The sequence below is a fragment of the Bombella favorum genome (assembly GCF_014048475.1).
GTDB lineage: Bacteria > Pseudomonadota > Alphaproteobacteria > Acetobacterales > Acetobacteraceae > Bombella > Bombella favorum.
Window position 1 is genome coordinate 668,811 of record NZ_NWUS01000001.1, and the last position, 12,974, is coordinate 681,784.

The 12,974-nt window shown below is 58.3% G+C and carries 10 protein-coding genes; 1 reads left to right on the forward strand and 9 read right to left on the reverse strand.

All coding sequences use genetic code 11. The annotated features are described in order from the left end of the window. Positions 1-44: 44 nt before the first annotated feature. The 3 genes from CPA57_RS03090 to CPA57_RS03100 form a co-directional block, all read right to left on the reverse strand. The gene (locus CPA57_RS03090; protein ID WP_182081360.1) at positions 45-2,132 is read right to left on the reverse strand and encodes an FUSC family protein; all 2,088 of its coding nucleotides are present in this window, start codon (positions 2,130-2,132) and stop codon (positions 45-47) included. 27 nt (positions 2,133-2,159) lie between these two features. Next, a complete protein-coding gene (gorA, locus tag CPA57_RS03095) occupies positions 2,160-3,551 on the reverse strand; it encodes a glutathione-disulfide reductase (RefSeq protein ID WP_182081362.1) in 1,392 nt (463 codons plus the stop codon). Between the two features lie 194 nt (positions 3,552-3,745). Next, positions 3,746-4,639, reverse strand: coding sequence for a ferredoxin--NADP reductase (locus CPA57_RS03100; protein ID WP_077396597.1), 894 nt, complete (start codon positions 4,637-4,639; stop codon positions 3,746-3,748). Between the two features lie 193 nt (positions 4,640-4,832). Between CPA57_RS03100 and CPA57_RS03105 the strand changes: the two genes are divergently transcribed. Beyond that, the gene (locus CPA57_RS03105) at positions 4,833-7,325 is read left to right on the forward strand and encodes a helicase-related protein (protein ID WP_182081364.1); all 2,493 of its coding nucleotides are present in this window, start codon (positions 4,833-4,835) and stop codon (positions 7,323-7,325) included. A gap of 67 nt (positions 7,326-7,392) precedes the next feature. Here CPA57_RS03105 and CPA57_RS03110 read toward each other — a convergent pair whose 3' ends face one another. The 6 genes from CPA57_RS03110 to CPA57_RS03135 form a co-directional block, all read right to left on the reverse strand. Continuing rightward, a complete protein-coding gene (locus CPA57_RS03110; protein ID WP_182081365.1) occupies positions 7,393-8,499 on the reverse strand; it encodes a hypothetical protein in 1,107 nt (368 codons plus the stop codon). Positions 8,500-8,695: 196 nt separating this feature from the next. Continuing rightward, the gene (gene serS, locus CPA57_RS03115) at positions 8,696-9,961 is read right to left on the reverse strand and encodes a serine--tRNA ligase (protein WP_182081367.1); all 1,266 of its coding nucleotides are present in this window, start codon (positions 9,959-9,961) and stop codon (positions 8,696-8,698) included. A gap of 75 nt (positions 9,962-10,036) precedes the next feature. After that, the gene (gene tatC, locus CPA57_RS03120) at positions 10,037-10,825 is read right to left on the reverse strand and encodes a twin-arginine translocase subunit TatC (protein ID WP_182081796.1); all 789 of its coding nucleotides are present in this window, start codon (positions 10,823-10,825) and stop codon (positions 10,037-10,039) included. 127 nt (positions 10,826-10,952) lie between these two features. Further along, the gene (tatB, locus tag CPA57_RS03125) at positions 10,953-11,567 is read right to left on the reverse strand and encodes a Sec-independent protein translocase protein TatB (RefSeq protein ID WP_182081369.1); all 615 of its coding nucleotides are present in this window, start codon (positions 11,565-11,567) and stop codon (positions 10,953-10,955) included. 16 nt (positions 11,568-11,583) lie between these two features. After that, positions 11,584-12,216 carry an SMC-Scp complex subunit ScpB gene (scpB, locus tag CPA57_RS03130; protein WP_182081371.1) on the reverse strand — a complete coding sequence of 211 codons (633 nt, stop codon included), beginning with the start codon at positions 12,214-12,216 and terminating at the stop codon, positions 11,584-11,586. Next, entirely contained in the window at positions 12,209-12,970 is a 762-nt protein-coding gene (locus tag CPA57_RS03135; protein WP_182081373.1) for a segregation and condensation protein A, read from the reverse strand. Before CPA57_RS03135 ends, scpB begins: the two co-directional genes overlap by 8 nt. Positions 12,971-12,974: the final 4 nt, after the last annotated feature.

The window sequence follows — 12,974 nt, forward strand, 5'->3', positions numbered from 1 at the left end:
CACACAGGCCCCGCCTTTCCCCACGGGAAAGGCGGGGTTTTTTATCAAGCTGCAGGCTCCAGCACGGAAGCCTTACCGCCCTGCAAGAAGAAGGTTCGGCTTGTCTGATACTCAAAACGAATGATCCTAAGGCAGCCTATCCCGGCCGCCAGATCACGCCGACGGGAAAAAGCCCGACTACCATGGAAGACCATCTCCAGATGAGTCTGCTCCTGTAGGAACTGCTCGGATGTCATCGGGTTATCCTCCCGCCCCTGCTCTGTGAGATGGATAATATCCCTCACCATATGCTCCCCTGCCTTCAAGGCACTAGGGGGCAGGCGACCGAGCGTAACAAGGTCCCGCAAGGTCAGCAGGTTACGCCCGACCGTCATAACGGCCAACGTACCACGGATCATACTATCAATCTCATTCTGTGGAATCTGCCCTGCAAAGCGGATGATCTGCTCCATTCGCAATGTTGTCTCGTTTGTCCAGAGACGTTGGGTCTGGGCACGGCCCCTTAGCGGTTCTTTCAGCTTCTGAATTTCCTTAACCAGCTGCCGCCGCAACTGCGCCCATGCCTGCGTTACAGAGAACGGCAGAACCGTACGGAAAACCTGAATCCCGCTCAACAAGGCTAGAAGCAACACAAAGGACTGGTTGAACCATGTCACTTCATCAACCCGCCCCTGATTATCCAGCCCCATGATCCACGGAAAGAAATTAACGTAGGACGCTGCAATACCTGCCAAGGACGGCACACGCAGGGCCAGCCCACCTAGAAACATCAGTACAGAAAAGGGCAGAGCAAATACGGCATATTCGGAACTCATGGGCATGATCAGAAAAACCGGAATAATGCTAGCCAGCACCGAACACACCGCCCCATAGAAGAAATACTTACTGACCAGAATCATATTGTTCATGATGGCAAAACGGGCACAGACCACACTAAGCAGGCTCATATAAGCCCCACCATAAGACCAGGCAGTCACCTCCCACACCAGAGCACCAATCAATATAGCCACGGCTGCACGGATAGCGTTGATGGCGGCAAGCCTCCCATCGGCCCTACGCTTTATGCGATGCCGTTCTTGCCCCGGTATCTTCCGCAAGCCAGCATAGTGAGATTCCACAGCGGAGCGGAAATCAATAAGCATGATCTCCACACCAACCCCGACAATACTCTGCTGGAGAGCATCCTCATCATCCCTTGGCAGGCAGCGTTCCAGCTCCGCATGATTTTCTTGAAGCATCGTCTCGAGCTGCCCTAGCCCATCCATAACATGGGCCACGTCCTGCCGTAGCAAAGCCGCTATATCATCCAGCTCTCCAGCGACACGCTCCAACCCCACGGCCAGCCGGCCTGGCAGATGTGGTGCCGAAGCCAGCCGGGACCGGACCCCCACGCCACGAGCCAGAACGAAAGACACACGTTCAAGCGTCACATAGGCCTGATCAGCCTCCTCACCAGCATGGCGGGAATCAATACGGATGAACTCAAGCTGATCATTGAGCCCCTGCAATGAGCCAAGAATCCGGGTCATCTCTGCCACGCCTCGCTCATCCCGACGCAGGACGAGGGCCAACGCAGAAGCCGTCTCGCTAAGCAGAGTGGCCATGCGCTTTTGAAGGTCCGCACGGGCCAGCCGGTCGGCTCCTGGCACGGTGACCATTCCTGCCACCATCTCGCACACGACACCCAGCAGGATATAAGACCCTCGCGCCATGGCGATATAAAAGACCTGATCGGGTTGCTCTGCTGCCCCAACGGCAATGATAGCCCCGGTATAACCGGCCAGCACCATCGCATAGCCCCGAAAATTTTCCAGCATGCAGGCCATGCCGGTACACCAACCGACCCACCCCGCCAGTAGAACAAAGAAAATCCACGGATGCTGCGGGGCCACCGCTATCAGGCTGATACCCCCCACCATGCCCAGCAGCGTTCCAGCAATACGCCACCGCCCCTTGGAAAGGCTCATCCCACGGGAGTTTTGCGCTACGATCCAAACCGTCATGGCCGCCCATTGGGGCGATCCCATTTCCATCCAGAAGGCAATAGCCAGAGCCACGAGCGAAGCGATGGTCGTCCGCAGGGAGAACAGGACGGCACTCAGAGTATTCGGCTGTAACTTAAGCCAGCTCATGATCCGCCCTCTCCTCCTGCTGTCTGTTTAGTGGCGGTCTACCAGACGAGTGGGCGTCCTCATGGTCACAAACTCTTCCGCCGTGCTGGGATGCAGAGCCACGGTCTGATCCAGCTGTTTTTTGGTCAGCTTTGCCGTAACGGCAATGGCCAGCATCTGGATGATCTCTGGCGCATCCGGCCCGACCATATGCGCCCCCAACACCACATCACTGTGACGGTCTACCACCAGCTTCATCAGGATCTTGCCTGCCCGTTTCGGCAATGTCTGACGCATAGGCGTAAAGCGAGAGGTATAGATGGCAAGGTCGTGGTCTTTGGCTGCTTCTTCCTCGCTCAGCCCCACGACACCCACAGGGGATGAGAAAAAGACCGCCTTTGGCAGAGTCTCGAAAGACCATGTCCGCCCTTGCGGGTTGAAGAGCTGCTCGGCCAGCATGTGGCCCTCTGCAATGGCGGTGGGGGTCAGATTGTACTGGTCCCTAATATCCCCGATGGCATAGATAGACGGCACATTGGTCTTGCCATCCACCCCAGCCACAACATGCCCTTTCTCCATCGCCACGCCTGCGGCCTCAAGCCCTAGCGAATCTACAGCAGCCCGGCGGCCTGTTGCCATGATGACGGCATCGACCTCGTAGGACACTCCATCATCCGTTACCAGGCGGACAGCCTTGCCCCCGCCAATATCTTCCAGACGGACCGGCGTAGTCCCCGGGTGCTGGGTAATGCCGTGCAGGTCGATCAGCTCCTTGAGATGGGTACGGACTTCTTCATCAAACCCACGCAGAGGGAGAGGCTGGCGATAGAACAGATCGACCTGAGACCCCATGCCCGCCAAAATCCCGGCGAACTCCACCCCAATATAACCACTACCAATGATGGCGACCTTCTGGGGACGCTCCGGCAGGTGGAACAGCTCATCAGATGTGATGGCCAGCTCACTCCCCGGGATATCCAGCCGCACCGGCGTGGAGCCCGTGGCAAGAACGATCGTCTTAGCCCGGATACGCTGGACCGGGACCTCCGGTGCTAGAACGGAAGGGCCAATCTCCAGCGTGTTCGCATCAAGCAATTTGGCATCGCCCGTGTAGAGGTCGATACCGGCCTTCTCCAACATGGAAATATAGATGCCGTTCAACCGCTCGATCTCCCGATCCTTAGCGGCGATAAAGCTGTACCAGTCGAATGAGGATGGACGCTGCACGTCCCACCCAAAGGCTGGTGCATCCTCAATCATTCGGCCCGTTTCTGCGGCATAGACCATCAGCTTCTTGGGCACACAGCCCAAATTCACGCAGGTCCCGCCCCAGTGCCTCCGTTCGGCAATGCCCACACGGGCACCATTCTGGGCGGCAATGCGGGCACAACGCACCCCGCCTGAACCTGCACCAATCACGAAAAGATCATAATCCTGCATAGCATCCCTTCCCGCCTGCCGCTCCACCTACTGGCAGCAGCAGGCTCCGATTATCCCTGCATCCGCATGACCCGTTTCTACCAGATAGCAGAACGGGCAGGTCTGGGGGGCTTCAACGATGCGTGAGGAAGCCTTGCCCTCACACCGTCCGTTCGTACCCTCCCGAACCTGCCCGCTTAACGGATAGCTACAGCTTACCGCTCGGCAAAAGCCTTCTCGACTACATAAGAACCCTGACGGCTCATATTGCCTTCCTCAAAGCCACGTTCTTCAAGCAGCTTCTGGGTATCGGCCAACATCTCCGGAGAACCACAAATCATCACACGGTCATGCTCGGGGTCTAGCTCATCAATGTTCAGATCACGGAAGATACGCCCATTATTGATGAGAGCCGTGATGCGCTCCTGCACGGGGAACTCCTCACGGGTGACAGCCGGATAATATTTCAGCTTGGCAGCTACATCCTCACCGAGGAACTCATGCTTGGGCAGAATGTTCGTGATGTAATCACGATAGGCCAGCTCGCCACGTTCACGCACCGTATGAGTGAGAATCACATTCTCGTAACGATCGTAAGCATCCGGGTCCTTGATGAGGCTCAGGAACGGTGCAAGGCCTGTCCCGGTGGAAAGGAAATACAGGTTACGGCCCGGCTTCAGATTATCCAGCAACAGGGTCCCCACCGGCTTACGGCCGATCAGCACCGTGTCGCCTACCTTGACGTGGCGCAACCGGGAGGTCAGCGGGCCATTCTCCACAGCAATGGAGAGGAACTCCATCTGATCCTCATAATTGGCAGAAGCCAAGGAGTAGGCACGCAGCAGCGGCTTGCCCTCTACCTCGATACCAATCATCGCAAACTGGCCGTTAGAGAAACGCAGACCGGGGTCACGAGTCGTAGTGAAGCTGAAAAGGCGGTTCGTCCAATGATGGACCTGTTGAACCTTAGCCGGATAAAGGTGACTATATTCCTTTGTCGGCTCGGCAAGGCGATACTGGCCCTCATGCCCTTCAAAAGGAACAAGGCCGGTCAGCGGCTCATCAATCACAGGTGTGGGGGCGGATTCAGCGGGGTAAGGCGTGCTCATGATCCGTCTTCATCTCCAAAAATGTAAAAATCACATTCGGTTAGTCAACAGGAAACGGCATCTCCCGGCAACCGGGGACACCGACCAATATGGCTAACAACATGCCTTCCTTTTACCCGATTGTCACCAGAAACGGGACAGCATCCCCCCTTTTCTCTTGACTTCCCTGCCCTGCGCTCCTGAAAACACCAGCATGACAGACAGTTCCCAGCCCCATGACCCATCCTCCATCCCCCCTTCTTCCCCGGCAGAACGGGCCCTTGAGCAGGCCGAAACTGCCTTCGGGGCGCATCTGGCCATCACCCCCCGGGAGCGTGCCGCCCTGCTACGGCAGGTCGCCCGCCGGCTAGGAGCGGACAAAACAGAGATCAACGAAGCTGAGCTGCTCCATGCGCTTTGCCAGGTCCGCCGCCGCAGCTGGGCCAATGGCATGATGAACCGGGCCCACCGCAACGGGGATGTGTGGGTCCGCAAGGCGGATGTCCTTCTAGCCGCCGAACGCATCAGCGACCCGCTGATTAATGAAGACGGCCAAAGTGCCGTACTGGAAAGCGTGCTGGAAGAACGCTGGCGGGACATGGCCGATACCCCCCTGCGTGTTCTGGATGACATGCGGGCCGATCTGGCCGATGTCGGCACCTTCCTCTCCGGCACGCAGATTGAACGGCTCTCCCACAGCATTGCCCGAGCCTTTGGCGGCGTGGACCTTGGCTTCGAGGATGAAATGATCCTTGAGGAAGAACGCCGGGCACGGGAGCAGGAAGACATCCGCGCCAAGGCCGAAGCCCGCCGGGCGCGGGAACTTCAAAAAATTAAGGACTGGGAAGCTACCCTTGTCAGCTTCGAGAAAGTCCCAGCCTTACTGCACTGTTCCCGCCGGGAAGCCCTGCGCTGGATTGCTGAAAACCGCCTTCCCATCGCCAAACGGGACACGCAGCCGGACGGACTGGAAATTTTCTATTTCGACCCCGCCGAGCTGAAAAAATGCCGCCCCCTGCTCAATAGCTGGCGGCGTGGTTCGGGGCAGAAAAACGATGATGGCTATGATGACAGCCCGCAGGCCCGCAAGGGCAATGCCGCCATCGCCCGTGTAGCCGCACTGGACCGCTTCGCTGCCCATTTCCGCACCGCCCGAGCACTCAACCGCCGCATCACGCTCGTGACCGGCCCGACCAATTCCGGCAAGTCCCACACGGCATTGGAGGCCCTAGCACAGGCAGAAAGCGGGTTGGCCCTTGCCCCGCTGCGGTTGCTAGCTCATGAGTTCCGGGAAGCCATGCTCAGCCGGGGTGTCCCCGCCTCGCTGACGACTGGGGAAGAGCGCATCATCGACCCCACAGCCCGCCATCTTGCCGCCACGGTGGAGATGTGCCCGTTCAACAACCCTGTCGATGTGGCCATCATCGACGAAGCCCAGATGCTCAGCGACCCGGACCGGGGAGCGGCATGGACAGCGGCTATCATGGGGGTTCCGGCACGGCATGTCTTCATTCTCGGAGCCGCAGACTGCATCCCGCTCGTCAAGCGCATCGCCGAACTCTGCAACGACCCGGTCGATGAGATCCATCTGGAGCGCAAAAGCCCCCTCCGCCCCGCCGGGACGCTAGCCCTAACAGACCTGCGGGCCGGTGATGCCCTCATCGCCTTCTCCCGGCGGGATGTGCTGGACCTCCGGGCCGAGCTGATGGCCCATAACCGCCGTGTTGCCGTCATTTACGGTGCCCTCAGCCCAGAGGTCCGCCGTGCCGAGGCAGCACGCTTCAACCGGGGTGAGGCCGATATCCTCATTGCCACCGATGCCATTGGCATGGGGCTCAACCTCTCCATCCGCCGGGTGGTGTTCAGCACGCTCCGCAAATATGACGGACGGCAGACCCGCAATCTTGTCTCGCAGGAAGTCAAGCAGATCGGTGGCCGTGCAGGCCGTTTCGGCAAGCATGAGGAAGGGCTGGTCTGTGTGCTGGAAGGCGCAGGCCGCCCCAGCTTCATCCGCCACATGTTGGATGCCCCGCCAGAACCCACGCTGGAGCTCCGCCCCCTCGTCCAGCCCGATGCTGACATCGTGCAGGCCGTGGCGCAGGAAATGGAATCAGACAGTCTCTACGGTGTGCTGACCCGCATCAAGCGGGCTGTCCTCCGCCCGGATGACCCCAATTACCGTCTGGCCGACATGGAGCAGGCGCTGGAAATCGCCGCTGCGCTGGAAGGTGTGGACGGGCTGGACCTCTCCACCCGCTGGACCTACGCCATGTGCCCGATCAACACACGGGACAACGGCATCCCCCGCCTTGTGGAATGGGCCGCCCTCCATGCCCGTGGTCAGCGCATCTTCCCACCCGGCACGGGCCGCCTTCCCGCTGCCGCCACCGCCGGACGGGAGGAGCTGGAACGAGCTGAGAAACGCCATCGCCGCCTTGTAACATGGCGGTGGCTGGCTATGCGCTTCCCGGAGAATTATCCGGAACTCATCGTAGCTGAACGGAACGCTGCCATTCTGGATGAATGGATTGAGCAGGTGCTCCGCACCCAGAGCCGGATGCGTGAATCCTCCCGCCGCTATCAGGGCCGCCGCAACGGGGGTGCCCCCACCCGGCAACGCGAAGGGCATAACCGCCCCAAAACCCCACGCAGCAAAGCGGGTGGCTTCGGTAAGAAAAAACCGCACGGCAAACGCAAGAAAGACTAAATCGGCACAAAAAACGGGCGTGTCATCCAACGACACGCCCGTTCTACTTCAAGTCAGCCCATCAGTCTTAGCGGCTCGGAATGGTGACCATTGCCCCTTTGACCGAGGCTGTCTCGGCAATAGCGTGAATAAACTGAAGCATGGAGAAAGCCAGCTTACTGGCTAGATCATCCTTGGCAATCCAGTACCAAGACCCTTCATACTCAACAGACGTATAGGCCTGCTCATTACTGGGTCTTGTCGGGCTGCAATGAATGATAATGGCTGGCTGCGGCTCATTCGGGCCACGCACAACGGAGGGAGCCGTAACGCCCTTATCAACCATCTTCTGCGGCACTTCCATCGTGCTGGCCACATCTTCCCAGATCGACAGCATGGAGCGTGTCACCATCGCAACCTGTCCCGGATGGTCTACCGTACGGCCGTAAATGACTTCCGCCTGCTCACACCCTGTTGGAAGCTGCAACGCCTGCCGTACCTGCCCCTGTAGCTCGATAATCTCCGGCGAGCTGCTATGCGGCAACAGAATGAAGGTCCGCTCTGGCTGGGCAGGCTGCGTCTTGGTCGCTGCTGTCGGGGCAATACTGCGGATGCTCAGCGCATTACCTGCCTGCAGTTTGCGCAACGCACGTAGCAGATAAGTAAAGCGGATGGAGGCCTCCTTACCTTCCGTTCCGGCGATCGTGCTGGTCGTATTACTGGCCGGACCGATGGACTGCATCGTCATCTGCAACAACGTATCGACCGGTAGACCGCTGGAGATCAACGGTAGAAGTGTCTGTGGGGAAATCGGCCGCAAAATATTGACGGAGAACTGAATACCCGACACCGGCTGATACGTCACCGTTGGGCTATCGCTATAGGAATAACCTAGAGAGCCACCTAGTGATCCCCCTGCTCCCTGAATCCACGGTGTACCGCTGATATTAGCACTGGAGCTTGTCTCCGCCGTGTAGGCCGAGATGATCTGTGTCGGTTCGATCAATGTGGGCGACAGAGAGTAACGGAGCTGCACGATGTTAAAGAGCATCTCCTGATTCTGCTGCCGGCTCATTTCCTTCTCATAATCCAGTCGGTCCCGCCGCATGTTATGCGGCCCTATGGATGACGAACAGGACGACAGGGCCAGAGTGCCAATAGCAAAGGCACACCCTAGATAACGAAACAGTGTCATGATGTATCCTGAAAGACGGAAGTATGGCGAAGCGTTACAGCCTCACATACGGATAGTCCCAAAACGGCTACCATATGCAGCCATCTATTGACCAGAAACTTACAGACTGGCCTGAAGAAAATATCTTTTCATAAGGAATAAACTAAGCAGACTGACCATCCCCGACATGGGCAGGGATGGTCACCTCCGCTTTCCATTAAGCCCGGACGATGTCCAACCCGCCCATATAGGGACGCAGAACCTCTGGCACGATAATGCTGCCATCTTCCTGCTGGTACATTTCCATCAGAGCGATCATCACACGCCCGACAGCCAGACCAGACCCATTAAGCGTATGGACGAAAGCAGTCGTCTTTTCCTTGCGCATACGTGCATTCATGCGGCGTGCCTGAAAGTCCCGTGTGTTGGAGCAAGACGAGACTTCACGCCATGCTTTCTGCCCCGGCAGCCACGCTTCCAGATCATATGTTTTTGCGGCACCAAAGCCCGTATCTCCAGCACAGAGCAGCACCCGCCGGAAAGGCAGCCCCAGACGCTCCAACACTGTCTCAGCAGCACGGGTCATACGCTCATGCTCAGCGTCACTCTCTTCTGGTGCCACAACAGAGACAAGCTCACATTTAGTAAACTGATGCTGCCGGAGCATTCCCCGCACATCCCGCCCGGCAGACCCGGCCTCAGACCGGAAGCAGGTGGAAAGTGTTGTCATCCGCCGTGGCAGGCTTTCAGCAGGTAAGATATCGCCCATTACCGAGGCCGTCAGCGGCACCTCACCAGTCGGGATGAGCCAACGGTCATCATCCGTATGGAAGGAATCCTCTGCGAATTTCGGCAGCTTGTCCGTGCCATACATAGCAGCATCGTTAACCAGTAGAGGGACCGTCACCTCCTCATAGCCGAACTCCCCCGTATGGGTATCCAGCATAAACTGCCCCAGTGCACGCTCCAACCGAGCCAGAACACCCCGCAGCATTACAAAGCGAGACCCGGCAATCTTGCCAGCCGATGCAAAATCCATCAGCCCCAGAGCTTCCCCCAATTCGAAATGCTGTTTTGCCTCGAAGGAAAAAGACGGCACCTCACCACGCTGGTGCACAACGACATTGTCATTTTCATCCTTACCATCCGGAACGCTGGCATCCAGCTGGTTCGGCAGACGCTGCAGGACATCATCAATGCGCTTCTGAATCTCATTGGCCCGAGCCTCGAGCGTGGCGATCTGGTCACGCAGGGCGGCACCACGAGCCTCAATCTCGGTCGTATCCTCACCATTACGCTTAGCCTGGCCGATCTCCTTCGCCAACCCTTTCCGCTGCCCCTGCGCCTCCTGAAGTGCGGCCAGAGCCGCACGACGCTGCTCATCCTCCTTCACGAGGGAGTCCGCCACAGCAGGCAGGCCACGGCGGGCCAGTGCGGCATCAAAAGCGGCAGGGTCTGCACGTAGGGCTTTGAGGTCATGCATGGGTAAGGATACTCCGCTCTGTCTCTGGAACTAGTGAGGTCTGTCTCTATAGCAGTTTTGCCTGCCGGGAAATATTCAGGCTACGTCCTTACTGTCAGGTACGGCCTCTTCCCCCTCGTCATCATCTGCTGTGATGGGTTTCGGCTCCACAAGGCGGGCGGCGAGAATGGAAATCTCGTACAACCCCACCAACGGTACAGCCAACCCCAGCATGGTGATAGCATCTGGCGGGGCAATAACGGCTGCAATGGCAAAGGCACCAACATAAGCATAACGACGAATGCGCCGCAGCAGGGCCGTACCGACCAACCCGGCCCGCACCAGAAGCGTCAGTACCACGGGCAGCTCGAAGCAGATGCCAAAGGCCATGATCATCTTGGTGACGAGATTCAGATATTCCGAAACACGGGCCTGAAGCTCAATGCCCATCTGATTCTCACCACCCAGCTGCTGGAACGACAGGAAGAACTTCCACGCAAACGGGAAAACCAGATAATAAGCTAATGCAGCCCCCATAAGAAAAAGCAACGGCGTGGCGATCAAAAATGGGGCGAAGGCCTTCTTCTCATTCCTGTACAGGCCCGGCGCAATGAATATCCACGCCTGAATGGCCATCATGGGAAAGGACAAGAAGAACGCCCCGAAAACGGCCACACGCACATAAGTGAAGAAGGCTTCATACAAGGCGGTGTAGATCAGATGGGGCTGCTCACCCTTCTGCCGCATGATGCTGGCCAATGGGGCAGCAAGAAAACGGTATATCTCACCGGAGAAATGGTAGCAGATCAGAAAAGCCACCACGAATGTGGCCAGAGACCAGATGAGTCGCCGCCGCAGCTCGATCAAATGATCCAGCAATGGCATGGGGGCATCCCCGGTGACAGAACGCTCCTGCTGTGATTGCACCTCTCCCCCCGGTGGCGGGAGTGAGCCTTCAGGCTGAAGGGGCGTTTCTGGTGGTACTGCCGTCCGGGCCGTCTCATCAGATCTCTCAGGCTGAACCATGTGGCGGTTCTCCTTTCACGCTCTCAAGGGGCTGGACTTCTGTAAGGATAGCTGCACGACGGCCATTATGCAGGGCAACCTCTGGCGGCAGAAAGGCCGGACGATGCCAATAACGAGATTCTTCAATGAGCCGCAAAGCGGTGGTGGGAGGCAGCAGAGCCGGTGCCCGCTCCAGAGCCTCGGCCTGTGCCTGCATACGGGCATTATGCGGCTGCGCATAGCTACGCACCTTCCCTAGCTCTTCACTACCCGGTGCAGGCGGTGGGGGGGGAGGCGGTGGTGGGGGCGGAGGAGCCATAGGCATACCCTCCTGCCTGCCAAACTCCATCTGCCTATCCAGCGATCTATCCGGATCAATCGCTTTACGGAGCTGTTCCCGAGGGCTGAACTGTCTTATCTCCCGTAGCTGATCCCGGGCCTCGCTAAGGTCCGCCTCCTTGACCATTTCATCAATATGTTGCTGGAACTCTGCCCCCATCCGACGGATGGCCTTTATGGCTTTGGAGAGAGTCCGCATGGCCACGGGCAGGTCCTTAGGCCCGATGCAGACGAGCGCAACGATCACCAAGAGGGCAATTTCTGTCCAGCTTAGGTCGAACATTGGCGGCCATCTCCCCTCATGAAGGCTGTATGATGTCTTCTAGCCCAGTTCCTTCCTCATCGGAAGGAGACTCGAAGAGCAATTCCTCCCTACGGGGCAGGTCTGCAAGGCTTGCAAGGCCAAAAAGCCGCAGGAACTGTGGCGTTGTCCCCCAGAGGACAGGGCGGCCCGGTACTTCCTTACGCCCTTTGGGGGTTATCAACCCTTCTTCCAGCAAGGTATCGAGGATGCTCTGCCCCAGCCTGACCCCACGAATGGTCTCGATCTCCACACGGGTGCAGGGCTGATGATAGGCCACAATGGCTAGGGCCTCTAACGTCCCCTGGCTCAGCCGCCGGGGCCGTTCAATCACCCGCTCCAGCGCCGGGCCAAACATGGCCTTCGTCCGCAGCTGCCAGCCCCCCGAAATCGCCTGAAGCTCCACCGCATGGCCTCTGTAACGCTGGGCGAGGCCATCCAATACAGCACCGGGATTATCAGCCTGTGTCTCCAATCCCTGCTCCCGCAGCACCCCTACGATACTGCTAGCAGTTACCGGCCCTGCACTTGCAAAAAGCAAGGCCTCCACAAGACTGACGGCTCTGGCAAACTCATCCTGTCCGGCCATATCCGGTGGGAGTTCTTGAAAGGATGGTCCTGTCTCACTCATGCCCGGTTTCTTCCCTTTCCCGCCATTCAATATCCCCGAAGGCACTGTTCTGCCGCAGCTCTAGCCTGCCACCACGGGCCATCTCTAACCCCGCCATCAGAGCCCCGGCCAAAGCAGCACGCCTCTCCAACGCTCCACCTTCCACCAACTCCGGCAAAACATCCTTCAGAGACTGCCAACCGGCCACACGTTTACGCCCTAGCAGACGGGCCAGAGCATCCCGCGCCTGCTGGGCACTCCAATAACGGGCTACTCGGGGAGAATAAGTCCGCTTACGTCCTCCCCGCCGCCGAGCAGCCAGATAGGCCAAAACAAGGGCAGGAGCATCGCCCCTCAGTGGGGCCATTTCAACACGTGTATGATTTTCAGGCTCGGGCCGAGCAAAAACATCACGCCCCAACCGTGGCCGTTCCTCCAGCCATAAAGCCGCCTTGTGCATCTGCTCAAGGTCGAGCAGTCGCTCATGCAGCTGGCCTGCGGCATCTTCTGCCTCGTCATCCTGTTCGGCAGAAGGCAGCAGGAGGCGGGACTTCAGCCATGCGAGCCACGCTGCCATGACCAGCCAATCTGCTGCAATCTCCAGCCGCAAGGCAGCCGCCCCTTCTCGGGCCCGCTCCACAACCTCCAGATATTGCTCACTTAACTGAAGAATAGAAATCTGCTGGAGATCAACCTTCTGGGACCGTGCAAGGTCGAGCAGAAGGTCCAACGGACCTTCAAACCCTTCCAGCACGAGGTGCAATGCGTCACTCACAAGC

Bases quoted from the DNA above. Each gene is read 5' to 3' on its own strand.
- CPA57_RS03090 (WP_182081360.1), bottom strand. From the start codon at position 2,132: ATGAGCTGGCTTAAGTTACAGCCGAATACTCTGAGTGCCGTCCTGTTC.
- gorA (WP_182081362.1), bottom strand. From the start codon at position 3,551: ATGCAGGATTATGATCTTTTCGTGATTGGTGCAGGTTCAGGCGGGGTG.
- CPA57_RS03100 (WP_077396597.1), bottom strand. From the start codon at position 4,639: ATGAGCACGCCTTACCCCGCTGAATCCGCCCCCACACCTGTGATTGAT.
- CPA57_RS03105 (WP_182081364.1), top strand. From the start codon at position 4,833: ATGACAGACAGTTCCCAGCCCCATGACCCATCCTCCATCCCCCCTTCT.
- CPA57_RS03110 (WP_182081365.1), bottom strand. From the start codon at position 8,499: ATGACACTGTTTCGTTATCTAGGGTGTGCCTTTGCTATTGGCACTCTG.
- serS (WP_182081367.1), bottom strand. From the start codon at position 9,961: ATGCATGACCTCAAAGCCCTACGTGCAGACCCTGCCGCTTTTGATGCC.
- tatC (WP_182081796.1), bottom strand. From the start codon at position 10,825: ATGCCATTGCTGGATCATTTGATCGAGCTGCGGCGGCGACTCATCTGG.
- tatB (WP_182081369.1), bottom strand. From the start codon at position 11,567: ATGTTCGACCTAAGCTGGACAGAAATTGCCCTCTTGGTGATCGTTGCG.
- scpB (WP_182081371.1), bottom strand. From the start codon at position 12,216: ATGAGTGAGACAGGACCATCCTTTCAAGAACTCCCACCGGATATGGCC.